The 21,748-nt window shown below is 60.3% G+C and carries 21 protein-coding genes and 1 pseudogene; 10 read left to right on the forward strand and 12 right to left on the reverse strand.

What is annotated here, in order from left to right; genetic code table 11:
- Positions 1 to 172: 172 nt before the first annotated feature.
- Together RL_RS08365 and hemB are read right to left on the reverse strand one after the other, a co-directional pair.
- Positions 173 to 631 (reverse strand): RDD family protein, encoded by a 459-nt coding sequence (locus RL_RS08365; protein WP_011651295.1) that lies wholly within the window; start codon positions 629 to 631, stop codon positions 173 to 175.
- Between the two features lie 101 nt (positions 632 to 732).
- Positions 733 to 1,746, reverse strand: coding sequence for a porphobilinogen synthase (gene hemB / locus RL_RS08370; RefSeq protein ID WP_011651296.1), 1,014 nt, complete (start codon positions 1,744 to 1,746; stop codon positions 733 to 735).
- Between the two features lie 233 nt (positions 1,747 to 1,979).
- Between hemB and RL_RS08380 the strand changes: the two genes are divergently transcribed.
- The 7 genes from RL_RS08380 to RL_RS08410 all read left to right on the forward strand — a co-directional run bounded on the left by RL_RS08380 (position 1,980) and on the right by RL_RS08410 (position 8,745).
- Positions 1,980 to 2,417, forward strand: coding sequence for a DUF6163 family protein (locus tag RL_RS08380; protein ID WP_028741434.1), 438 nt, complete (start codon positions 1,980 to 1,982; stop codon positions 2,415 to 2,417).
- Positions 2,418 to 2,545: 128 nt separating this feature from the next.
- Positions 2,546 to 3,061: a transcriptional regulator LdtR gene (locus RL_RS08385; protein WP_003547156.1), complete on the forward strand. Its 516-nt coding sequence runs from the start codon at positions 2,546 to 2,548 to the stop codon at positions 3,059 to 3,061.
- A 446-nt stretch (positions 3,062 to 3,507) separates the two neighbouring features.
- Complete coding sequence (locus tag RL_RS08390; protein WP_011651298.1) at positions 3,508 to 4,809, forward strand: L,D-transpeptidase family protein; 1,302 nt, start codon at positions 3,508 to 3,510, stop codon at positions 4,807 to 4,809.
- Between the two features lie 190 nt (positions 4,810 to 4,999).
- Entirely contained in the window at positions 5,000 to 6,298 is a 1,299-nt protein-coding gene (glyA, locus tag RL_RS08395) for a serine hydroxymethyltransferase (protein ID WP_011651299.1), read from the forward strand.
- A 9-nt stretch (positions 6,299 to 6,307) separates the two neighbouring features.
- Positions 6,308 to 6,784, forward strand: a complete 477-nt coding sequence (gene nrdR, locus RL_RS08400; protein ID WP_003547190.1) for a transcriptional regulator NrdR — start codon at positions 6,308 to 6,310, stop codon at positions 6,782 to 6,784.
- 3 nt (positions 6,785 to 6,787) lie between these two features.
- Positions 6,788 to 8,134 (forward strand): bifunctional diaminohydroxyphosphoribosylaminopyrimidine deaminase/5-amino-6-(5-phosphoribosylamino)uracil reductase RibD, encoded by a 1,347-nt coding sequence (ribD, locus tag RL_RS08405; RefSeq protein WP_011651300.1) that lies wholly within the window; start codon positions 6,788 to 6,790, stop codon positions 8,132 to 8,134.
- Positions 8,134 to 8,745 carry a riboflavin synthase gene (locus tag RL_RS08410; protein WP_026158618.1) on the forward strand — a complete coding sequence of 204 codons (612 nt, stop codon included), beginning with the start codon at positions 8,134 to 8,136 and terminating at the stop codon, positions 8,743 to 8,745. The genes ribD and RL_RS08410 overlap by 1 nt, the downstream gene beginning before the upstream one ends.
- Positions 8,746 to 8,866: 121 nt before the next feature.
- Here RL_RS08410 and rfbA read toward each other — a convergent pair whose 3' ends face one another.
- The 9 genes and pseudogenes from rfbA to RL_RS08455 form a co-directional block, all read right to left on the reverse strand.
- Positions 8,867 to 9,736 carry a glucose-1-phosphate thymidylyltransferase RfbA gene (rfbA, locus tag RL_RS08415; RefSeq protein WP_028741432.1) on the reverse strand — a complete coding sequence of 290 codons (870 nt, stop codon included), beginning with the start codon at positions 9,734 to 9,736 and terminating at the stop codon, positions 8,867 to 8,869.
- Between the two features lie 10 nt (positions 9,737 to 9,746).
- Positions 9,747 to 10,634 carry a dTDP-4-dehydrorhamnose reductase gene (gene rfbD / locus RL_RS08420; RefSeq protein WP_011651303.1) on the reverse strand — a complete coding sequence of 296 codons (888 nt, stop codon included), beginning with the start codon at positions 10,632 to 10,634 and terminating at the stop codon, positions 9,747 to 9,749.
- Between the two features lie 3 nt (positions 10,635 to 10,637).
- On the reverse strand, positions 10,638 to 11,693 hold the full coding sequence (rfbB, locus tag RL_RS08425) for a dTDP-glucose 4,6-dehydratase (protein ID WP_011651304.1): 1,056 nt from the start codon (positions 11,691 to 11,693) through the stop codon (positions 10,638 to 10,640).
- Between the two features lie 6 nt (positions 11,694 to 11,699).
- Positions 11,700 to 12,278 carry a dTDP-4-dehydrorhamnose 3,5-epimerase gene (gene rfbC, locus RL_RS08430; protein WP_011651305.1) on the reverse strand — a complete coding sequence of 193 codons (579 nt, stop codon included), beginning with the start codon at positions 12,276 to 12,278 and terminating at the stop codon, positions 11,700 to 11,702.
- 24 nt (positions 12,279 to 12,302) lie between these two features.
- Positions 12,303 to 14,267 (reverse strand): hypothetical protein, encoded by a 1,965-nt coding sequence (locus tag RL_RS08435; protein ID WP_011651306.1) that lies wholly within the window; start codon positions 14,265 to 14,267, stop codon positions 12,303 to 12,305.
- 361 nt (positions 14,268 to 14,628) lie between these two features.
- Complete coding sequence (locus RL_RS08440; RefSeq protein WP_041936543.1) at positions 14,629 to 15,435, reverse strand: hypothetical protein; 807 nt, start codon at positions 15,433 to 15,435, stop codon at positions 14,629 to 14,631.
- 310 nt (positions 15,436 to 15,745) lie between these two features.
- A pseudogene (locus RL_RS08445) lies at positions 15,746 to 16,250 on the reverse strand (GNAT family N-acetyltransferase).
- Between the two features lie 26 nt (positions 16,251 to 16,276).
- Entirely contained in the window at positions 16,277 to 16,780 is a 504-nt protein-coding gene (locus tag RL_RS08450; RefSeq protein WP_011651309.1) for a cupin domain-containing protein, read from the reverse strand.
- Positions 16,781 to 16,999: 219 nt separating this feature from the next.
- The gene (locus RL_RS08455) at positions 17,000 to 17,359 is read right to left on the reverse strand and encodes a hypothetical protein (protein ID WP_011651310.1); all 360 of its coding nucleotides are present in this window, start codon (positions 17,357 to 17,359) and stop codon (positions 17,000 to 17,002) included.
- A gap of 347 nt (positions 17,360 to 17,706) precedes the next feature.
- Between RL_RS08455 and ribH the strand changes: the two genes are divergently transcribed.
- The 3 genes from ribH (at position 17,707) to RL_RS08470 (ending at position 20,985) form a co-directional block, all read left to right on the forward strand.
- Positions 17,707 to 18,162, forward strand: coding sequence for a 6,7-dimethyl-8-ribityllumazine synthase (ribH, locus tag RL_RS08460; protein WP_003547214.1), 456 nt, complete (start codon positions 17,707 to 17,709; stop codon positions 18,160 to 18,162).
- 3 nt (positions 18,163 to 18,165) lie between these two features.
- The gene (gene nusB, locus RL_RS08465) at positions 18,166 to 18,648 is read left to right on the forward strand and encodes a transcription antitermination factor NusB (RefSeq protein WP_011651311.1); all 483 of its coding nucleotides are present in this window, start codon (positions 18,166 to 18,168) and stop codon (positions 18,646 to 18,648) included.
- Positions 18,649 to 18,846: 198 nt separating this feature from the next.
- Complete coding sequence (locus RL_RS08470; protein WP_041936242.1) at positions 18,847 to 20,985, forward strand: sodium-translocating pyrophosphatase; 2,139 nt, start codon at positions 18,847 to 18,849, stop codon at positions 20,983 to 20,985.
- 97 nt (positions 20,986 to 21,082) lie between these two features.
- Here the strand turns inward: RL_RS08470 and RL_RS08475 are convergent, their stop codons facing one another.
- Entirely contained in the window at positions 21,083 to 21,616 is a 534-nt protein-coding gene (locus RL_RS08475) for an outer membrane protein assembly factor BamE (RefSeq protein ID WP_011651313.1), read from the reverse strand.
- Between the last annotated feature and the right edge of the window lie 132 nt (positions 21,617 to 21,748).

Here is a 21,748-nt window from a genome sequence, read left to right on the forward strand (position 1 = left end):
GCCGTTTCCTGACAGCATGACCTAAGAATAAAAAACGTCAACAGCGGGGCGCTTTTCGCCCTTCATATCAGTCTTTAAGTTTAGATATGGAGCACCGGCGCCCACCGGCAAAGGGAAGGCGGAGACTTTATTTGGTCTCCGCCACGTCAGTTTAGGCCTCTCAGCTAAAGTCTCAGGCTGTACGCACCGTCACGGTGCCGACCAGCAGGTCGTGGATGAGACGGCTGCGTTCGATGAACAGGCCGGCAAGCAGGATGAGCGGCGTCAGCACCGAGTTGAGGATCCAGAACAATGCCAGATGCACGATCGCTGTCATGAAATCCATCGGCCGTCCGTCGACGCGCACGATTGCGATCCCCATCGCGCGCATGCCGAGCGAGGCCTGGCTCGGTCCACCCACCGTCAGGCCGAAGTAAATGCCGGCAACGATGACGAAGAGGGCAGGGTAGAGAAAGAAGCCGAGCCCCAGCGTGACGATCGACAGGAAGAACAGCACGATCGCCGCGGGAATGCAGAGCAGCGCCACGATGACGTAGTCGAGGATGAAGGCGAAGACCCGGCGGCTCAACACGCCGCTATAGGCGCGCCAGTCCTCCGGTGCGGCATAAAGCGGATTGGGGTTGTAGCTCATCTCAATCTCCTGCGGAAAAACGATGCCGCTGATATGGTATCGGCAGGGCAAAATGCAATATTTGCTCTAGATTCGGATGATTTTCGGCCGGTTTGGCCCAATCACCGCTTTGCGAGAATTTTCGCCACTTCGATCGCGAAATAGGTGAGGACACCGTCGCATCCCGCCCGCTTGAACGACAGTAGCGTTTCGAGCATCGCTCGCTCGCCGTCGATCCAGCCATTCATCGCCGCTGCCTTGATTTGCGTGTATTCGCCGGAAACCTGGTAGGCGAAGGTCGGCAGGCCAAAGGCCTCCTTCATCCGCCAGCAGATATCGAGATAGGGCAGGCCGGGCTTGACCATCAGCATGTCGGCGCCTTCCTCGACGTCGAGGGCAGCGTCGCGGATCGCCTCGGTGCCATTGGCGGGGTCGATATAATAGGTCTTCTTGTCGCCTTTCAGCAGCCCGCCCGTCGAGATCGCCTCGCGATAGGGACCGTAGAAGGCGGAGGCGAATTTCGTCGCATAGCTCATGATGCCGACGCTCTGGTGGCCGGCCGCATCGAGCGCCATGCGGATCGCGCCGATGCGTCCGTCCATCATCTCCGACGGCGCGATGATGTCGGCGCCCGCATCCGCCTGCATCACGGCGGCGCGCGCCACCTGGTCGACCGTCTCGTCATTGACGATCTCGCTGCCTCTGAGAATGCCGTCATGGCCGTGGCTGGTGAAGGGATCGAGCGCGACATCGGTAATGATGCCGATATCAGGCACCGCCTTCTTGATCGCCGCCGTCGCCTGATTGATCAGGTTGTTGGCTTCGAGGCTGTTAGAGCCGGTCTCGTCGCGCAGCTCCATCTCGATATTCGGAAAGGTGGCAAGCGCCGGAATGCCGAGGCCGGCGGCTTCGCGCGCGGCTTCCACGGCCTTGTCGATGCTCATGCGGTTGACGCCGGGCATGGCCGGGATCGGATCGACGATGCCGGAACCCGGCACGATGAAGATCGGCCAGATCAGGTCATCGACCGTCAGCCGGTTTTCCTGCACCAGCCGGCGCGTCCAATCCGCCTTGCGGTTGCGCCGCATGCGGCGATGGCCGGTGATGTCGTCGACGAGATGCGTCCTGTCCTGCATGATATCTATCCCTGGCCCATTCCATTTATCGGAGCGCTCATTATCATGGCGCCTGGAAAATCCAAACCGGACGATTGGCCGCGGCGGAAGAACCTCTGGCGCATGATGCCGATAATCGGAATCGATTTTTCGGGGGTACGCGCAAACTCAAAGTGATAAAGCGTTCTCCAGCGCGTCTTGTCAGACACGCGGCGTTCTTTATGAAGATGCAACCCCAAACCGATGTCTGCGCTATGGAAACCGATTCCCCGACGATACCGAAACGCACACTGGCGGATATCCTCTTCATTCTCTTCCTGAGACTGGTTGCCATATCCTGCTTCTGGTTCGGCCTGCAATATTGGGCAATGCTCGTCGGCTATTCGCTGGTCGGCGCCGGCCGCTTCGATCTTTTGAGCCTGCCGTGGAAGGTGGCGAGCACCAGCCTCGCCGTGCTCTTCCCCGTCGCCTCCCTCGGCCTGTGGCTCACCGTCTCCTGGGGACCGGTCATCTGGGTGCTGGCCGCTGGTGGACAAGTCCTCATGTATGGCCTGCTGCCGGATATTTTCGGCCCCAACCAGATGATCATCCTGCTGCATGTCATGGTCGCCGCCGTCTACTTGATTTTCCGCCTGCTGCTGTGGCTGGAAAAGCGCCGGCACCGCCGCCAGGTAAGTGTTGATTTACCCTGAGACAACGTGGAGTTACCGGTAAGGCTCCGTTAAGCCTGCGGTTTAAGTCGAATTTTATATGTATTCGATAGGGTCTCACTCAAGGCGGGAAGAAAACACACCGCCAACCAAACAGTGAGGCAGTCAATATGAACACGAAAATCAAGCCGCAGGCGGTATCGACCTTCCGTGACCAGCAGGACCACGACATCCGTGATCTTTACATGGAATCCCTTCATCTCGTTGAACGTCTGCACCGTCGTCTTCTCGACGTCATCAAGGACGAATTCGACCGCCAGGGTCGCAGCGACGTCAACGCCATCCAGGCGCTGCTCCTTTTCAACATCGGCAATTCCGAGCTGACCGCCGGCGAGCTGCGCTCGCGTGGCTACTATCTCGGCTCCAACGTCTCCTACAACGTCAAGAAGCTGGTCGATCTCGGTTTCATCAACCACCAGCGCTCACGCATCGACCGCCGCTCGGTCCGCATCAGCCTGACCGAAACCGGCCAGGACATCGCCGAAACGGTGGCCAAGCTCTACGAACGCCACATCGCCTCGATCGACAAGGTCGGCGGCATCGGCACCGACGAGTTCACGCAGATGAACAAACTGCTCCAGCGTCTGGACCGTTTCTGGAACGACCAGATCCTGTATCGTCTCTAAGACCCTCTGACCTCCTTCAGGGTTGCAGAAAATCGGACGTGTTCCCTGCACGTTCGATTTGCCGTTTGCATCCGCGTGGCATCTTTGCAACGCAGGGCAGGTCAAGCGTTCTCGCTTGTATTCAAGCCGTTTTTTAGCCGTTATTAACCGGCACGCTTTACCCTGTCATATGGTTCGTTGCGTCCTGTTTCCGGCATTCGGCAAGTCCGTCTTCCGGCCCGGCAACACGAATTGGCCATATTGGTGTGGCAGCGGAAGGCTTAACAACCGGCGCTTTCAATAGACCGATCAGGAATGTTCAGGCTGCCGCATCGCAATCTTGTGATGGGGCAAGCGGAATTTTTCGGTGCGCCGGGACAACGAATGGACTGGGATCTGCGTTAAAGCGCAGTGATATCGCAAAAGGCCGCAGATTCTCCTTATGGCGGCATTCAGTGGTTGGGACTATGTCGAAGAAAAACGGAATTGAAGCTCTCTCGCGCCGCGCCTTCCTTGCGTCCGCGGCAACGGTTGGCGCCAGCGCGCTTGCCGCGCCGGCATTCGCGCAATCGGCGCTCGATACGCTGATCAATGCGCCGCGCCGCGGCAACTGGGACGACCAGTTCGACGCCAAGGCGGCGTCGCGCACGGCGACCGCCATGGTTTCCAACACGCCGATCCTCGGGCCTCAATCGGTTGCGAGCGCCCAGCAGGCAATCATGCAGTATCAGCAGATCGCCGCAGCCGGCGGCTGGCCTGAGGTCAACCCCGGTGACCAGCGCCTGCAGCTCGGCGTCAGCTCTCCTTCCGTCCAGGCGCTGCGCCAGCGCCTTGCGATCACCGGCGATCTGCCGCGCGAAGCCGGCCTGTCCAACGCCTTCGATTCTTATGTCGATGGCGCCGTCAAGCGTTTCCAGGCGCGTCATGGCCTGCCGGCCGATGGCGTTCTCGGCGAATTCACGCTGAAGGCGATGAATATCCCCGCCGATGTCCGCCTGCAGCAGCTGAACACCAATGTCGTCCGTCTGCAGACCTTCCCTGAAGACTTGGGCCGCCGTCACCTGATGGTCAACATCCCGGCCGCCTATGTGGAGGCTGTTGAAGACGGCAGCGTCGCGACGCGCCACACAGCGGTTGTCGGCCGTCTCAGCCGCCCGACGCATCTCGTCAATTCGAAGATTTACGAGGTCATCCTCAATCCTTATTGGACTGCGCCGCGCTCGATCGTCGAGAAAGACATCATGCCGCTGATGCGCAAGGATCCGACCTATCTCGAAAAGAATGCCATTCGTCTGCTCGACGGCAAGGGCAATGAAGTCGCCCCCGAGACCGTCGACTGGAACGGCGAGGCGCCGAACCTGATGTTCCGTCAGGACCCCGGCAAGATCAACGCCATGGCGTCGACGAAGATCAACTTCTACAACAAGAACGGCGAGTATATGCACGACACGCCGCAGCAGGGTCTGTTCAACAAGCTGATGCGCTTCGAATCGTCGGGCTGCGTCCGCGTCCAGAACGTACGCGACCTGACGAACTGGCTGCTGCGCGAGACTCCCGGCTGGAGCCGCCAGCAGATGGAGCAGGTGATCGCAACCGGCGTCAACACGCCGATCAAACTTGCCGCGGAAGTTCCGGTTTATTTCGTCTATATCTCTGCCTGGGGCATGCCCGACGGCATCGTCCAGTTCCGTGACGACATCTATCAGATGGACGGCAATGCCGAGCTGGCGCTCGACACCACGGCGGGAATGGAACAGCCGGTCCAGTAAGCGGCGACCTCTGCATCGCAATTTGAAAACCGCGCTTTTTCCGGCGCGGTTTTTTATGTCGGAGATGCGGCGCGGCGCGACCGCAAAAGAGCGTGAGCGCGCGCTTTGCTCAGCAAATGTCGTTCTTCGTATTGCCCTAGCCACAGCGGAAGGCTAATACCTCAGCGCATTCCAGTTGAGGAGCCCGCCCATGACCAATGCTTCCACCGAATCCTTCTTCAATCGCTCGCTTGCGGACGTCGATCCGGATATTTTCGGCGCGATCGGAAAGGAACTCGGTCGCCAACGGCACGAGATCGAACTGATCGCTTCTGAGAACATCGTCTCCCGCGCCGTGCTGGAAGCCCAGGGCTCCATCATGACCAACAAATATGCCGAGGGTTATCCCGGCAAGCGTTATTACGGCGGCTGCCAGTTCGTCGATATCGCCGAGGAACTGGCGATCGAGCGCGCCAAGAAGCTGTTCGGCGTCAATTTCGCCAACGTCCAGCCGAATTCCGGTTCGCAGATGAACCAGGCCGTGTTCCTGGCGCTGCTGCAGCCCGGCGATACCTTCATGGGGCTCGACCTGAATTCAGGCGGCCACCTCACGCATGGTTCGCCGGTCAACATGTCCGGCAAGTGGTTCAACGTCGTCTCCTACGGCGTGCGCGAAGGCGACAACCTGCTCGACATGGATGAAGTCGCCCGCAAGGCCGAGGAAACCAAGCCGAAGCTCATCATCGCCGGCGGCACTGCCTATTCCCGCATCTGGGACTGGAAGCGCTTCCGCGAGATCGCCGACAGCGTCGGCGCTTATCTGATGGTCGACATGGCCCACATCGCCGGCCTCGTTGCCGGTGGTGTTCATCCGTCGCCATTCCCGCATTGCCATGTCGCGACGACGACGACCCACAAGTCGCTGCGCGGCCCGCGCGGCGGCGTCATCCTCACCAATGACGAGGATCTGGCGAAGAAGTTCAATTCGGCGGTCTTCCCCGGTCTGCAGGGCGGCCCGCTGATGCACATTATCGCCGCCAAGGCTGTGGCCTTCGGCGAGGCGCTGCAGCCTGAGTTCAAGGATTATGCCGCCCAGGTGGTCAAGAACGCCAAGGCGCTTGCCGAAACGCTGATATCGGGCGGCCTCGACGTCGTCTCCGGCGGCACCGACAACCACCTGATGCTGGTCGACCTGCGCAAGAAGAATGCCACCGGCAAGCGCGCCGAGGCAGCCCTCGGCCGCGCTTACGTCACCTGCAACAAGAACGGCATTCCCTTCGATCCGGAAAAGCCCTTCGTCACCTCGGGTGTGCGCCTCGGCGCACCGGCCGGCACGACCCGCGGCTTCAAGGAAGCGGAATTCCGCGAGATCGGCAATCTGATCGTCGAGGTCCTCGACGGTCTGAAGGTCGCCAATTCCGATGAAGGCAACGCCGCGGTCGAAGCCGCCGTGCGCGGCAAGGTGGTCAGCCTCACCGACCGCTTCCCCATGTACGGCTACATGGGATAAGGAGTAGGGATGCGCTGCCCCTATTGCGGTTCGGAAGATACCCAGGTCAAGGATTCGCGCCCGGCGGAGGACAACACGTCCATCCGCCGGCGGCGCATCTGCCCGGATTGCGGTGGCCGCTTCACCACGTTCGAGCGCGTGCAACTGCGCGAGCTGATGGTCATCAAGAAGACCGGCCGCAAGGTGCCCTTCGACCGCGACAAGCTGGTGCGCTCCTTCGAGGTGGCGCTGCGCAAACGCCCGGTCGAGCGGGACCGCATCGAGCGCGCCGTCTCCGGCATCGTCCGGCGGCTTGAAAGCTCCGGCGAGACCGAGATCTCCTCCGAACAGATCGGCCTGCAGGTGCTGGAAGCCATGAAGAGCCTCGATGATGTCGGCTTCGTGCGCTACGCCTCGGTCTATCGGGATTTCTCGCTTGCCGAGGATTTCGAAAAGGTCATTTCCGAAATCAACGCCAAGATCGCCCGCGACCCGCTGGACAGGTGAGCCATGAGCATCACGCCGCATGACGAACGTTTCATGGCGGCGGCGATCCGCCTGTCGCGCTGGCATCTCGGCCGCACCGCCACCAACCCCTCCGTCGGCTGCCTGATCGTCAAGGATGGCGTCATCGTCGGCCGTGCGGTGACGGCGCTCAGTGGCCGCCCGCATGCCGAGACGCAAGCGCTCGCTGAGGCCAGCGCGCTCGCCCGCGGCGCCACCGCTTATGTGACGCTCGAACCCTGCTCGCATCACGGCAAGACTCCGCCCTGTTCTGAGGCGCTGATCGCTTATGGCGTTGCCCGCGTCGTGATCAGCGTCACCGATCCCGATCCGCGTGTTTCCGGCCGCGGAATCGCCATGCTGCGCGAAGCCGGCATAGAGGTGGATGCCGGCGTGCTGGAGGCGGAGGGTCGGCACTCGCTTGCCGCCTATCTCACCCGCCAGACGAAGAACCGGCCCTATGTGACTCTCAAGCTTGCTGTTTCCGCCGACGGCATGATCGGCCGCGAAGGGGAGGGGCAGGTAGCGATAACAGGCCCGCTCGCCCGCGCCCAGGCGCAGGCGCTGCGCGCCGAAACCGATGCGATCCTGGTCGGCATCGGTACCGCGATTGCGGATGATCCCCTGCTGACGGTGCGTTCGCCAGGTCTTGAATCGCAATCGCCGATCCGCATCGTGCTCGATCCCTTTCTGGCATTGCCGCTGACCAGCAAGCTCGTCGAGACGGCGCGGCAAGTGCCGGTCATCGTGGTGGCGAGTGAGGAAGTGTGGCCGTTGTCGGCGGATGCGGAGGGGTTACCCCCCTCTGCCCTGCCGGGCTACCGGGGTGGAGCCACGGGTCTCGACCCGTCCTTCGGACCCCCCACAAGGGGGGAGATCGGCAAGGAGCGTGACCCGAATTCCCTAGATGACTCCTCATTACCAGCGACGGCAGATTCAGGACGGGGAGCAAGCTCCCAGCCAATCTCCCCACCTGTGGGGGAGATGCCCGGCAGGGCAGAGGGGGGCATCCCACCCACAGATCCCACCGACATGGACTCCCGCCGCGCAGCCCTCGAAGCCGCAGGCGTCGAGGTCGTCCATTGCAATCCCTATCATCCGGAAGTCCTGTTGCCGGCACTCGCGACGCGCGGTATTTCCTCGCTCCTGGTCGAGGGTGGCGCAAAGACGGCTCGGCTTTTTCTCAAGGCTGGCCTCGTCGACCGCGTCCAGCTTTACCAAGCGCCTGCTGTCATCGGCGAGCGCGGTATTGAATCCCCGCTTGATGCAACCGACATACCGTCGGGTTTTGCCCATACGGGCACGCTGCTGTTCGGCGAAGATCGCCTGGACGAATACGAAAGAGGGCTTTGATGTTCACCGGAATAGTCACCGATATCGGTACGATCGAATCCGTTTCGCCGCTGAAGGAGGGCATCAAGCTCCGCGTTGCGACGAGTTACGACCCGGCGACCATCGATATGGGCGCATCCATCTCTCACTCCGGCATCTGCCTCACCGTCACCGGCCTGCCGCAGGAAGGCAGCAATGGTCGCTGGTTCGAGGTCGAGGCCTGGGAAGAGGCGTTGCGGCTGACGACGATCGGCGCGTGGCAGGAAGGCAGCCGCATCAATCTCGAACGGTCGCTGAAGATCGGTGATGAACTCGGCGGCCACATCGTTTCCGGCCATGTCGACGGCAAGGCGGAAATCCTCTCGGTGACAGCAGAGGGCGACGCCACGCGCTACCGCCTGCGCGCGCCCGAACATCTGGCGAAATTCGTCGCCCCCAAGGGTTCGATCGCACTCGACGGCACCTCGCTGACGGTCAATGCGGTTGACGGCACGGATTTCGACGTGCTGCTCATCCGCCACACGCTCGAGGTTACCACCTGGGGCGATCGCAAGGCCGGCGATTTCGTCAATTTCGAAGTCGACACCATGGCGCGTTACGCCGCCCGGCTGGCGGAATTCCCGAGCACCTGAATCAAAAACCTGTAACGGTTTCCAGGGTCACACCACGACTGGCATGCTGGGCGCGGAACAACATCAGGCGCTCGTCGGCGCATCCAACTGCACGTCTGCGAAGCGGCGCCGGCCCGATAGCTCACCAATCCGGGGACAGCTTTGTCAGATACTGGCCGTAGGCGCTCTTGCCGAGCTTCTCCGCGAGCTTGGCGAGGTCGTTCTGCGAGATGTAACCCATGCGCCAGGCGACTTCTTCGGGGCAGGCGATCTTGAAGCCCTGACGTTTCTCCAGCGTGCTGACAAAACCTGCGGCATCGTGCAGGCTGTCCGGCGTGCCGGTGTCGAGCCATGCATAGCCCCGGCCCATCAGCTCCACGAAAAGCTGGCCGCGCTCAAGATAGGTGCGGTTGACATCGGTGATTTCCAATTCACCACGCGGCGACGGCTTCAGGTTGGCGGCGATATCGACCACCTGCTGGTCGTAGAAATAGAGGCCGGTCACCGCCCAGTTCGATTTTGGTTTCTTCGGTTTCTCCTCGATCGACAGCGCATTCATCTTTTTGTCAAAGCCGACAACGCCATAGCGTTCCGGATCGGTAACGTGATAGGCGAACACCGTGGCGCCTTCCCGCCGACTCGTGCCGGATTTCATGATTTCCGGCAGTCCGTGCCCGTAGAAGATGTTGTCGCCGAGAACGAGTGCCGAGCTGTCGCCGTGCACGAAGTCGGCGCCGATGATGAAGGCCTGGGCGAGGCCGTCCGGGCTCGGCTGTACGGCATAGGTCAGCGAAATTCCCCATTGCGAGCCGTCACCGAGAAGGCGCTTGAAGGCTTCGACGTCGTGAGGCGTGGTGATGATCAGCAAATCCCTGATGCCTGCGAGCATGAGCGTCGTCAGCGGATAGTAGATCATCGGCTTGTCGTAGACCGGCATCAACTGTTTCGAGATGGCCTGCGTGATCGGATGCAGACGCGTGCCTGTGCCGCCGGCGAGAATAATTCCCTTCATGCCCATCTCCTTAAAGACCCTTATTCAATAGGTCTTGCATGACAATCGTCATGGACTGCTTCCACTCCGGGAGCCGGATTCCATATGTTCTGGCGAGCTTGTCACCGTTGAGACGTGAATTGGCGGGACGCTTCGCCGGTGTCGGATAGTCTGCCGTCGGGATGCGCTCGACGCCGACGGTTCTGCCGCCGGATTTAGAAAGCTCCGTGAATATCTCTTCGGCGAAGTCCGCCCAGCTTGCTTCGCCGCTGCCGGTCAGGTGAAAGATGCCGCGGAGCGATGGCTCAGGGTCCGCTACGATACGGGATGCGATCGCAAGAATCGCGTCGGCGATGTCGAGTGCCGAGGTCGGACATCCCGTTTGATCGGCGACAACGCGAAGATGATCGCGCGTCTCGGAAAGCCGCAGCATCGTTTTCAGGAAATTGTTGCCAAAGGGCGAATAAACCCAGGCGGTGCGTAAGATGACATGGTTCGGGTTCGCCGCCGCGACGGCCTTCTCGCCCGCGAGCTTCGAACGTCCATAGACGGAGATCGGCGCCGTCGCATCCTCTTCGGAATAGGCGGAGACCTTGTCGCCGCTGAAGACGTAGTCGGTCGAAATGTGGATGACCGGGGCCCCGATCCGCGCAGCAGCCTGGGCAACCACCCCGGCGCCTGCCGCGTTGACGGAAAAAGCAAGCTCGGGTTCGCTCTCGGCCTTGTCGACCGCCGTATAGGCGGCCGCCGAGACGATCACATCCGGGCGCAGAGCCGAGAAGGCGGCTGCGATGCTTGCAGGATCCGCGAGGTCCATTTCCGGGCGCCCGACCGCGCTGATCTCGACGCCCGTTTCGGCGCCACGTCTGAGCAGCGACTGAACGACCTGGCCCTGTTTGCCGGTGACGGCAATGCGCATCGCTTATCGCCCCTTGAAAACGCCGAGGCGTTCGCCGGAGTAGACCTTTTCGCGCAGCGGCCTCCACCACCATTCGTTTTCCAAGTACCAGTGCACGGTCTTCTCGATGCCGGTTTCGAACGTCTCTTGCGCCTTCCAGCCGAGTTCGCTTTCGAGTTTCGAGGCATCGATCGCATAGCGTGCGTCGTGTCCGGGGCGGTCCGTGACGTTGGTGATCAGACGCGCATGCGGTTCCTTGTTGTCGTAGACGCCGTCGAGAATAGCGCAGATGCGATGAACGACATCGATATTCCTGCGCTCGTTGCGGCCGCCCACATTGTATTTTTCGCCGGGGCGCCCTCTGGATGCGATCGTGAAGAGCGCGCGGGCGTGGTCTTCGACATAGAGCCAGTCGCGGACATTCGCGCCATTGCCGTAAACCGGAAGAGGCTTGCCCTCGAGTGCGTTCAGGATCATCAGCGGAATGAGCTTTTCCGGGAAATGGAACGGGCCGTAGTTGTTGGAGCAATTGGAGACAACGACGGGCAGGCCGTAGGTGCGGTGCCAGGCGATCGCCAGATGGTCGCTGGCGGCCTTGGAGGCAGAATAGGGCGAGGACGGATCGTAAGGCGTCGTCTCCTCGAAGAGGCCCTCGTCGCCGAGCGAGCCGTAGACCTCGTCCGTCGAGACATGCAGAAAGCGGAAGTCGCTCTTGTAGCGAGCGTCAAGCCCATCCCAATAGTGCCGTGCGGCATCCAGCAGGCTGAATGTGCCGACGATGTTGGTCTGAATGAAATCGTCCGCGCCCGAGATCGAGCGGTCGACATGGCTCTCGGCTGCGAGATGCATGACGATATCGGGGCGGAAGGACGCGAATGCTTCCCGCATCCTGGCGCGGTCGCAGATGTCGGCACGCAGAAATTGATAGTTCGGCGCCGATTCAACGGATTTTAGTGACGCCAGATTGCCGGCATAGGTCAGCGTGTCGACATTCAGCACCTCGGCGCCGATCTCGCTGACGAGATGACGCACCAATGCCGATCCGATGAAGCCCGCTCCGCCCGTGACCAGGATGCGCATCGTCGATCAATCCTTGGGTTGCTGTGTAGAATAGGAAAAATGGCCTGGCAGATCGGCGAGCCGCGGCAGCGTCTTGTCCTTGTCTGATGATACCATGTCTCTCTCATCGAAGGGCCAGCGAATGCCGATCATCGGATCGTTCCACGCGATGCCCCGATCATGCTGCGGGCTGTAGGGTGCGGTTACCTTGTAGCTGATGACGCTGTTCGGCTCGATCGTTGCGAATCCGTGTGCGAAACCGGCCGGTATCCAGAGCTGCTTGCCGGTTTCCGGCGAGAGCTCCTGAGAGAGCCATTTGCCGAAGCTCGGTGATCCCTCGCGGATATCGACGACGACATCCATGATCCGGCCGGCAAGGCAGCGCACCAGCTTGCCTTGTGCGAAGGGCGGTATCTGGAAATGCAGCCCCCGGACGGTGCCGGCCTGCGCCGAAAGCGATTCATTGTCCTGGATGAAGGTGACGTCGGCCACATTTTCCCGGAACCAGGCATCCTTGAATACCTCGGAGAAGTAGCCGCGGTGATCGCCGAAGCGTGGCGGCGTGATTGCAACGATGCCCTCGATGGCCGCGGTCTCAATGCGCATGACGTACCTTTTCTGCGGTCTTCATCAGGCGCCCGCCTTCATGACGCTCATCAGCATCTCCGCCTGCGACCGGCTCCGCATGGCCGCAAGGCCCTTCGCGGCAATGGCATCGCGCTCGTCGACATCTGCGATCAGCTTGTAGCAGCGCTCGATCATGTCGTCATAAGGCTCAATTGCCAAGCCGCCGATGAAGGACTGGAGGTCCGGATCGCGGATGTCGCCTTCCGTCAGCACGCAAACGCGATTGGCGAGCAGATAGGAAATGCGGACGATCTCGAAGACGCCGCTCGCATAATGATGGATGTTGATCACGATCTTGGCGCGGGCAATCGCCGCATCGCGTTCCGCGCCATAGATGTTGAAGAGGTGCGTGACCTTGAGCCCGCCGTCCTTCAGCGTTTTCAGGATATGGTGGCGGCGTTCGTTCATCGAGCCGTAGAAGAGCACGTCGATATCTTTGACGGCGTGCTGTATCTGGCTGAGGCAGCGGCTATAGCCGATTTCGAGCACGCCGGCATGATCAATGCCCTTGGCCGCGAGATTTTCCCGGTTGCGCGGGCTGTAGTCAAGAACCGGAAACGACTTCAGGATCGAGGTGTAGCGCGAATTGATCCAGATGCTTTCTTCGGACACCTGCTCGAGATTGATGATGACGCTGTCCTTCGGCAGATGGCTGACGATTTCGGCGGGGAGAAGATTGCCGCCATAGATGATCGGCGCACGGCCGGCGAATGCGTTCATGTCCCGGGTGATCGGTGCCGAGCCGCCGAGTTCCTCGAAGGCGCCCTGTAGGCCAAGCGCGACTTCGTCGAAGGCGTGGCTGTGATTGTAGTTGTCGGGCGTCACGATCCAGATGCAATGGCGATCCTTGTGGGCCTGCCATCCGCCGGCAAAGGGCTGCAATGCGTTGCGAAGCGGCTGCTCGACCTTCTGGGCGCCGGGTATCTCGGTACGCACAGCCTGCTGCGGCGCCGGGGAGGCGCCGGGAGCCTGCGGAGCATAGGCAGGCATCAGTTCGCAGCCACCCGTGAACTGGCCGCGCGGCATCCAGGCCGGCGGGTCATCGGCGCCCCAGATAAGGTGCGGCTGCTTGATCAGTGGTTGACGGCCCTCCTGCCAGGCGGTCAAGTGGGCCTGGTCGCGGCTCTGAAGAAAAGCCTCCTTGGCGGCGAAGAGACCATGCAGCATCCGGCCGAGGCGGACACCGAACTTCCACTCGAAATGGGCAGGCGCCGGCACGAAGGCGGCGATCTTCAATCCTTTGGCAGCAGCCTGCTGGACATAGAGCCCGAGCAGACGCTCGATCACGAAGGGGCGCATCGTCGCGTTAGCGTCGCGTGAATACTGCGCCGAACCGGCATAGGCAATGCCCGCCGGCGTGCCGAGGCGCGCTTCATTTTCCAACGATCCCAGAATGCGTTCGCAGAAGGCGAAATATCCGGACCAGAACTTCCTGTTGCCGCAGAAATAGTTGCAGAACGCGAAGGCGGTTTTGTCTTGCGGCGGTGCGATCGGATAGCCGAGCTCCTGGATATGCAGGAAGATCGGGTCCATGCCCGGATGGCCGCCAAGCAGCGAATGTTCCCAGACGTTGCTGTAGATCGCCGCGTGGCCGATCAGCGGGTTGTAAAGATAGGCGTCCGCACCTTCTGCCCTGGCCTTTTCCGCCTCCGCGACAAAAGACGGAAAGCTCGTCACCGACTTCATCTCGAATTTGCTGGAGAGCAGCCCCCAAAACACGTCGTCACCGAGGCCGATCGCCTCGTGATGCTGATGCAGGGTGAGGAAGAGTTCATATTCGCGGGTCGTAGCCTGCGTATTGAACGAGATGTCGAGCGGCATGGCAGCCGCATCGAGATGGCTGCGCTGCGACGGATCGAGATAAGGCTGATAGATAATGACGGATCCCGTGCCGGCGGCCTTCTCCGTGAGAAGCGCCAGATCAGGAAGACCGGCCGGCAAAGAAGACGTGGGCTGATTGATCGTCAAGGTATTGTCCTTCGCGAAGGGCTGCCGTCTGCATGGGAAATCCGCAGAACGGCAATTCGAGCCTGTTTGGGGGCTACTATTTGAGGTGAAGCTTGCGCCACACTGTTCGCAGAACTTTCGCTGCTCAGCCTGAAGGGGGTGTGGGAGCTCGACTATCCGTGGTCAGCTTTCTCTACAGCGCCGCGCGTCTTTTCAAACGCGCAAAGAACGCTGTAGCACTTTGAATCACTGCATAATTTTGTCCTTAAATCGATTCCGATTTAAGGAATTATGCAGTAGCCAGCTTTATTTGCTCAGCCGCTTCTGCTGCCGGTATCCGCAAAGAGTTGCGATGTTACGTTTGGAATTGGGCCGCCTCGGTTTATACGCCGCTTTTATAGACCCCATCATTCGATACGGTAGCTATTTCTCCGAACAAGGACCCAGGTAGGTTATTGCCATAGAGTTCGGCTATCCGTTTGATGAGAAGATAGCTTCCCAGGCGCTCCTGGCAAAATGAGATCGCACGTTTCTGCACGGGGTCTTCGGCTTGAAACGGTTGATATCGTTTCGCAAATTCAAAAGACGGCGCTACAAGGCGCACAAAAGTATCGAGCCACCAGTCCGTCGGATACGTGCCGAGTTCAATGCCTCCAGGAACGAAAGTGCTGGAATTAAAAAAGTGCAAAGCTTCGGCTTGCGTTAAAGTGTTTGCTTCGATTGAAAACGCTGTATATCTCAGGAAGTCGACAATATTGTGGAATCGTGCATAGTGTCGAGATATGTTTTGGAGGTTCAACGGCCGAGGCAGGAAAAAATTTTCTGTAAAATGCGCCGGATTCTCCGGTTTTGTGACCAGTACTTCTTCTGAATTCGTTGTATTCATCCCGGGATATTCGGGATTGGGTGTTCCTATTTTTAGCCGTGTTAAAAATTTACGATACTGCCAGATAGTAATGTTGCGAGGCTTTGCTGATTCTTCGGAAACGACTTTCGCGATTACGATCGTTCCCAGCGATCCTGACAATTTCGCGTGAATCTCCTCCGGCTCGCTGAAAAAATCATAGCCGGCAATGACATCCATTCCCTTGTTTTCCAACGGAGGTTTAGAATTGAGCCATATGATTTTCGCGCCCTCGGGAGGAGGGTAGCTCGGCAAATCCTTATGGCAAACAATGAAAACGGTCATATTTGTGATCAGCCTCTTATGGATGGGGAGTTTCTGCCGGCTGCAATTACCACGCGGCTCGGCCGTCAATGCTTAGTCGTGTCAAGGTGGCGGACGTCAGGATTCCAAGCGTTTCTGCCTCTTGTCGGCGACTCTAAAGCGCGTTCCTTGCGCGTAGCAGGTGCCAAGTCCGGACCCATCCGGGGATGAAGTCGGGTGCCGCAAGCTGAGGTCGTTGATATCCTTTTGCTTAAACTTGCTGTTGGCGATATCGGCAAATGTCAGCAAGCCCGCAATGGCGCGCGCTAGGTTGCCCGCTTGGTGGAATTCCCTAACGCGAAAACTGAATGATCTCGCCGTTGTACTGCGTGCGCGCGGTCTCGCGGAAGCCGAGCTTGGCTGCGACCCGCAGCGAGGCCTGGTTCTCGGGACTAATTATGCAGCTCATTCGTTTTTCGGGAAAATGCGCTTCCGCCCAGCCGATCAGGACGGTCAGCGCCTCGGTGGCGTAACCGCGGCCGTGCGCCGAAGGCATCAGCGCCCATCGTACCCTCGATTGATGGTTCCATCTCGCGGCGGGCTTCCAGGAAGCCCGCTTCGCCGATGAACCGGCCGCTCTCCTGTTCGACGATCGCCAGAAAGCCGAAGCCCATATGATGCCACATGCCGGCAAGGCGCAGCATGCGGCTCCAGCTCTGCTCGCGCGTCGACGGCACGCCGGTGATGAAACGCACGACATCCTCGTCCGCCCATAATGCCGCATGAGCGTCGAAATCGTCGAGGCGGTGAGGGCGAAGCGTCAGCCGCGCCGTTTCGAGGGTCGGAATGTCGGTCACATCGGGTCCTTATGGAAATCGCACTCTCAGGCGCTGGGCTCGCCGTCCCAATAGTCGAGATCGCCTTCCGGCCGTCCGATATGACGAAAGCGCCCGGTTTTTGGTCCGTCCCTGTTCGTCTTGGCGAGGAACTTTCCGGAATCGGGATATTCGACGATCTCGGTCTTCGCCATGGTCGAAATGCCGAGATAGATGAGTGTGGCCGTGCCGGTGTTGATGATCTGGTGCGCCGTTTCCGGTCCGCCCGCCGGCGCGCCGAGCACGTCGCCCGCCTTGATCGCATGGCGCTCGTCGCCGAAGCGGTATTCGCCGGTACCGGCGATCACATAGAAGAGCTCGTCTTCGACATGGTGGTTGTGGAAGGGGCAGCCCGATTTGCCTGGAGGTACCTCGTTGTAGCTGACGCCCAGTCCGGCCAGGCCGAGAAGCGTGCCGAACGATTTGTCGGTGCTCTCATAGAGCTCGCCCTGTGTCCAGTGCTCGAGCTGGAGATCGGCGGTATTGATCACCGCCTTCGGTTCCGTTGCCATGACGTCCTCCTGTTTCAAGAAGAGAAGCCGTCATCCCGGGAAAATTCAATGATTATCTGGGCCTATCTCCGATATCCCCAGCATGGGCGGAGAGGAGACCGCCGCCCATGCTTTGAGCACCGTGCGTTTTAATGGGACGCGTGAAGGCGCTCGATCACTTTCAATCCACGCATAACCACGAAGATCGATTCAGGTTTTCGGTAATATACGCTGGAGCCGTCAACGAACGTAGAAGGTGAGGCTCCCATCGGCCGCCTGCTCGGCATTGACGACATTGCGAATATTGACACCCTCATTGTTGAGCCGGTGGGCAAGCGACTTGTTGGCGTCGATCGAGGCCTGGATGCCGCGGATAGCCTGGCCGGAGCGTTGCGGTGCGGAGTGTGGGCCGCTCGTCTCGTCGTCGAAGTTGCGCCAGTTGTAAACCTCCTGGACATTGAAGTCATTGCCCTGGTAGCTCCTGAGCGTCTGCTCGATGCCTTGAGGGGTGTTCATCCCAAGGCTTTCGGCCCGGCTGACGCCGGCAAACGCGATGGAGGAGAGGGCGGTAGCGAGGGTGATGGTGAGAACGCGGTGCATGATTTGTATCCTTTCATCTGCTTAGACGGTCGGCTGTCGTTGCAGGGGATCGTCTGCGTCACGACATGGAATTGGCGTTCTCTCATTCGCGATTCAATGGGTTAAGCCACTGAAAATCCATTAAGAATTGTTCATGAAAGCTGCCTTCGAATTGCCGCTTTCCAGGCGGCCGGGAAAGCTGATTTCAGGGGCTTGCCCAGCTGTGCATCTGTGGTGCTGCTATCCCCTTGCAGATATTTCCTCTTTCCCATTGCGGCATCGGGCGAAATTGCTTGCCATTCGGACGAAGGCATGTTTTGACCGCGGGCTGCCGCGTGGGTAAATGTCCCGCCAACCGAAGGTGAACCATGTCGAGAGAGACTGCTCCCCATATTTTGATCGTTGAGGCCCGCTTCTACGACGACATGGCCGACGCCCTGCTCGAAGGCGCGACCTTCGCATTGACGGAGGCCGGCGCCACCTTCGAGGTCGTCACCGTTCCGGGCGCACTGGAAATTCCGGCGGCGATTGCCATGTCGCTCGATGGAGACGACAATGGCGGAACGCATTATGACGGCTATGTCGCCCTCGGCATGGTCATTCGCGGCGAGACCTATCACTTCGATATCGTGTCGAACGAATCCTCGCGCGCCTTGATGGATCTTGCGGTCAGCGAGTCCCTTGCCATCGGCAATGGCATCCTGACCGTCGAAAACGACGAGCAGGCCTGGACGCGCGTGCGCCGCTCGGAAAAGGACAAGGGCGGATTTGCCGCTCGTGCAGCTCTGACCATGATCGAGCTGAAGCAGAAACTGGGTGCATAACGAATGAATGACGACAAGACGGAACGACCGGTCAAGACTGCGAACCAGCGGGGCGCCGCCCGTCTTGCTGCCGTTCAGGCACTATATCAGATGGATGTCGGCGGCACGGGCGTTCTGGAGATCGTGGCTGAATACGAGGCGCACCGTCTTGGTCAGGAAATCGATGGCGAGACTTATCTGAAAGCCGATGCAGCCTGGTTCCGTTCCATCGTCTCCGGTGTCGTGCGTGATCAGGTTCGCCTCGATCCGCTGATTGCCGCAGCCCTGCAGGATGATTGGGCCTTGTCGCGCCTCGACAGCACCGTGCGCGCCATCCTGCGCGCCGGCGTCTTCGAGATCACCGACCGCAAGGACGTTCCGGTGGCGGTCATCGTCACCGAATATGTCGAGATCGCCCAGGCCTTCTTCGATGACGATGAGCCGAAGCTCGTCAACGCCGTGCTCGACCGCATCGCAAAGCAGGTCCGCGGCGAGCCGAAGAAGTAAGTCTTTAGCCGCCAAATAATCCTCCTACGTCTTTCTTCGTACCGCAATGGTTTTCGCCCGTTGCGGTCTTGACGCCACGTGATCGACCAAGCAATCTCCGCACCGCTTAGCTGTGGCATTTCTGTGGAGAGGAAGGCGATTCGGCGGCGTATCTGCCGGAGAAGGAGTGAGCTCCGGCCTATGGGAGGAAAGAGCGAAATGACGATTCTTTTATGCGTAATCGCATGCGGTCTGCTCTCGGTGGTTTATGCCGCCTGGGCAACCCGGTCGGTGCTTGCCGCCGATCAGGGCAACAGCCGCATGCAGGAGATCGCGGGCTATATCCGCGAAGGTGCGCAAGCCTATCTGACGCGCCAGTACAGAACCATTGCCATTGTCGGCGTTGTTGTTTTCATTTTAGCCTGGCTGCTTCTTTCCGGCGAGGCCGCGATCGGCTTCCTGATTGGCGCCGTGCTTTCCGGTGCTGCTGGCTTCATCGGCATGCACGTCTCCGTCCGCGCCAATGTGCGCACCGCTCAGGCAGCTTCCGTCAGCCTTTCCGCCGGCCTCGACATCGCCTTCAAGTCGGGTGCGATCACCGGCATGCTGGTGGCTGGCCTGGCGCTGCTCGGCGTCTCCATCTATTATACGGTCTTGACCATCGGGCTCGGCCATGAGAGCGGCTCGCGCGAAGTTATCGATGCGCTGGTGGCGCTCGGCTTCGGCGCTTCGCTGATCTCGATCTTCGCCCGTCTCGGCGGCGGCATCTTCACCAAGGGCGCCGATGTCGGCGGCGATCTGGTCGGCAAGGTGGAAGCCGGCATTCCAGAAGACGATCCGCGCAACCCGGCAACGATTGCCGATAACGTCGGCGACAATGTCGGCGACTGCGCCGGCATGGCCGCCGACCTTTTCGAGACCTACGCGGTCTCGGTCGTCGCCACCATGGTTCTCGCCGCGATCTTCTTTGCCGGCGCGCCGATCCTCCAGTCTGCGATGGTCTATCCGCTGGCGATCTGCGGCGCCTGCATCATCACCTCGATCATCGGCACCTTCTTCGTCAAGCTCGGTTCGAACGGCTCGATCATGGGCGCTCTCTACAAGGGCCTCATCGTCACCGGCCTGCTGTCGATCGTCGGCCTTGGCGCTGCCACCTCGCTCACCATCGGCTGGGGATCGATCGGCTCGGTCGGAGGCGCCGACATATCAGGCGCGAACCTCTTCTTCTGCGGCATCATCGGCCTCGTCGTCACCGCGCTGATCGTGGTGATTACTGAATATTATACCGGCACGGGCAAGCGCCCGGTCGTCTCGATCGCTCAGGCCTCGGTCACCGGTCACGGCACCAACGTCATCCAGGGCCTGGCGGTTTCACTGGAATCGACGGCACTGCCGGCGATCGTCATAGTTGGCGGCATTCTCGCCACCTACCAGCTCGGCGGCCTGTTCGGCACCGGCATTGCGGTCACGGCTATGCTCGGCATCGCTGGAATGATCGTCGCGCTCGACGCGTTCGGACCGGTGACGGACAATGCCGGCGGTATCGCTGAAATGGCACACCTGCCGCCGGAGGTGCGCAAATCCACCGATGCGCTCGATGCCGTCGGCAATACGACCAAGGCCGTCACCAAGGGCTATGCCATCGGCTCCGCCGGTCTGGGCGCCCTCGTTCTCTTCGCAGCCTACTCCTACGACCTCAAATATTTTGCGGCGAATGGCGACAAGTTCCCTTATTTCGCCGGCATCGGTGAAATTTCCTTCGATCTTTCCAACCCTTACGTGGTGGCGGGATTGATCTTCGGAGGTCTCATTCCCTACCTCTTCGGTGGCATCGCGATGACCGCCGTCGGCCGTGCGGCCAGCGCGATCGTCGAGGAAGTGCGCCGTCAGTTCAAGGAAAAGCCCGGCATCATGCAGGGCACGGAAAAGCCGGATTACGGCAGGGCGGTCGACCTTCTGACCAAGGCCGCGATCCGCGAAATGATCGTGCCGTCGCTGCTGCCGGTGCTGGCGCCGATCGTCGTCTATTTCGGCGTGCTTCTCATCTCCGGTTCCAAGGCCTCCGCCTTTGCAGCCCTCGGCGCATCGCTGCTCGGCGTTATCATCAACGGCCTATTCGTCGCTATCTCGATGACATCGGGTGGTGGCGCCTGGGACAATGCCAAGAAGAGCTTCGAAGACGGTTTCGTCGACAAGGACGGCGTGCGTCACATGAAGGGTTCGGATGCACACAAGGCTTCCGTCACCGGCGATACCGTCGGCGATCCCTACAAGGATACCGCCGGCCCCGCCGTCAACCCGGCGATCAAGATCACCAATATCGTCGCGCTGCTGCTGCTGGCCGTTCTCGCCGGATAAACAACGGCGCCGGCTTGGCACACTTCAAGCTGACGCAGCGATCATTAAAAAACCCGCCGGAGCGATCCGGCGGGTTCGTCGTATAAGGCGTGTCCGATCAGCGCAGGCTGCTTGGGTTCTGCGGCGTGCCGCCGGCGCCACCGCCGAACAGGCTGCGGGCAGCACTCGCGGCGCTGCCGCCGGAAAGCATCTGTTGCAGGAAGGTGAGTTCCTTGCCGCCGGTCGGCGTGACGCGTCCGATCGTGTCGAACACCTTGCCGTCCTGCAGCGCATAGTTGGCGCGGCGGTTGACGACGCCGTCCTTGTCGAAATAGATCGCCAGAACGCTCTGATCGACGACCTTCAGTTTCTGGAAGGCAACCGCACGCGTGCGCCGCTGCGAGATGTAATAGAAGACTTCGCCGTCGAAAGTCGCCGTCGTTGACGGGGTGCCGAGCGAAAGCAGCACCTGCTCGCGGCTGGAGCCTTCCGGGACGAGGTTCAGCGACTGCTGGTCGGCGACGTAGCCGCCGTTGAGAACGGTGCTGGTCTGGCAACCGGAGAGAGCGGTAGTGGAGGCAATTATGAAGGCAATGGCCGCACTGCTGAAGAATTTCACGTCAGACTTGAAATACCGTTTATTCAACGACATCTACTCCCTTGAGTGTCGATAGCAGCCATTTGGGGCCTTGCACGCTTTCCTCCTGCAAAACCATTGTGGCCATTCCGGGTCGAATTTCCCGAATTCGCTTCGCTGACGCATCGAAGGCGTCGTCCCGAAACT

The sequence above is a fragment of the Rhizobium johnstonii 3841 genome, assembly GCF_000009265.1.
GTDB classification, from domain to species: domain Bacteria; phylum Pseudomonadota; class Alphaproteobacteria; order Rhizobiales; family Rhizobiaceae; genus Rhizobium; species Rhizobium acaciae.

What these genes read in the sequence shown, in the direction of transcription:
- rfbD (WP_011651303.1), bottom strand. Translation starts at nt 10,634, where the DNA reads ATGCGCATTGCCGTCACCGGCAAACAGGGCCAGGTCGTTCAGTCGCTG.
- RL_RS08390 (WP_011651298.1), top strand. Translation starts at nt 3,508, where the DNA reads ATGTCGAAGAAAAACGGAATTGAAGCTCTCTCGCGCCGCGCCTTCCTT.
- RL_RS08385 (WP_003547156.1), top strand. Translation starts at nt 2,546, where the DNA reads ATGAACACGAAAATCAAGCCGCAGGCGGTATCGACCTTCCGTGACCAG.
- hemB (WP_011651296.1), bottom strand. Translation starts at nt 1,746, where the DNA reads ATGCAGGACAGGACGCATCTCGTCGACGACATCACCGGCCATCGCCGC.
- rfbA (WP_028741432.1), bottom strand. Translation starts at nt 9,736, where the DNA reads ATGAAGGGAATTATTCTCGCCGGCGGCACAGGCACGCGTCTGCATCCG.
- rfbB (WP_011651304.1), bottom strand. Translation starts at nt 11,693, where the DNA reads ATGCGCATCCTGGTCACGGGCGGAGCGGGCTTCATCGGATCGGCATTG.
- nrdR (WP_003547190.1), top strand. Translation starts at nt 6,308, where the DNA reads ATGCGCTGCCCCTATTGCGGTTCGGAAGATACCCAGGTCAAGGATTCG.
- RL_RS08455 (WP_011651310.1), bottom strand. Translation starts at nt 17,359, where the DNA reads ATGCACCGCGTTCTCACCATCACCCTCGCTACCGCCCTCTCCTCCATC.
- RL_RS08470 (WP_041936242.1), top strand. Translation starts at nt 18,847, where the DNA reads ATGACGATTCTTTTATGCGTAATCGCATGCGGTCTGCTCTCGGTGGTT.
- nusB (WP_011651311.1), top strand. Translation starts at nt 18,166, where the DNA reads ATGAATGACGACAAGACGGAACGACCGGTCAAGACTGCGAACCAGCGG.
- RL_RS08410 (WP_026158618.1), top strand. Translation starts at nt 8,134, where the DNA reads ATGTTCACCGGAATAGTCACCGATATCGGTACGATCGAATCCGTTTCG.
- ribD (WP_011651300.1), top strand. Translation starts at nt 6,788, where the DNA reads ATGAGCATCACGCCGCATGACGAACGTTTCATGGCGGCGGCGATCCGC.
- ribH (WP_003547214.1), top strand. Translation starts at nt 17,707, where the DNA reads ATGTCGAGAGAGACTGCTCCCCATATTTTGATCGTTGAGGCCCGCTTC.
- glyA (WP_011651299.1), top strand. Translation starts at nt 5,000, where the DNA reads ATGACCAATGCTTCCACCGAATCCTTCTTCAATCGCTCGCTTGCGGAC.
- rfbC (WP_011651305.1), bottom strand. Translation starts at nt 12,278, where the DNA reads ATGCGCATTGAGACCGCGGCCATCGAGGGCATCGTTGCAATCACGCCG.
- RL_RS08475 (WP_011651313.1), bottom strand. Translation starts at nt 21,616, where the DNA reads ATGTCGTTGAATAAACGGTATTTCAAGTCTGACGTGAAATTCTTCAGC.
- RL_RS08380 (WP_028741434.1), top strand. Translation starts at nt 1,980, where the DNA reads ATGGAAACCGATTCCCCGACGATACCGAAACGCACACTGGCGGATATC.
- RL_RS08440 (WP_041936543.1), bottom strand. Translation starts at nt 15,435, where the DNA reads ATGACCGTTTTCATTGTTTGCCATAAGGATTTGCCGAGCTACCCTCCT.
- RL_RS08450 (WP_011651309.1), bottom strand. Translation starts at nt 16,780, where the DNA reads ATGGCAACGGAACCGAAGGCGGTGATCAATACCGCCGATCTCCAGCTC.
- RL_RS08365 (WP_011651295.1), bottom strand. Translation starts at nt 631, where the DNA reads ATGAGCTACAACCCCAATCCGCTTTATGCCGCACCGGAGGACTGGCGC.